This is a genomic window from Pseudomonas sp. SDO55104_S430 (assembly GCF_054070595.1).
Genome location: NZ_JBSVXG010000527.1, coordinates 1 through 247 on the forward strand (window position 1 = coordinate 1; position 247 = coordinate 247).

Genomic DNA, 247 nt, shown 5'->3' on the forward strand with positions numbered 1-247 from the left:
GCGCCGAGCTTCACCAGCACCTCGTTGCCCACCGAAACCGCCGACCCGGACGCGGTGTTCAAGCCGGCCTTTGAGGAAGCGCTGGTACGCGGCCGGGTACCGATGCAGGACACGGCACTGTTTGTCGCCCTGGACGATCCACTGGCGGTGATCGACGACCTGAACATGAATCTGGTCGGCCGGCTGTTGGAGCAGAGCCAGTTCGAAGCCCTGCATCAACACCAATTGCAAAGTGCGTTGGCCGTGC

The 247-nt window shown here is 63.2% G+C and carries 1 protein-coding gene; it reads left to right on the plus strand.

The window, feature by feature from the left end; translation table 11 throughout:
- The coding region (locus ACW9JE_RS30985) for a hypothetical protein (protein ID WP_457434945.1) at positions 1-247 on the plus strand (247 nt) is incomplete at both ends.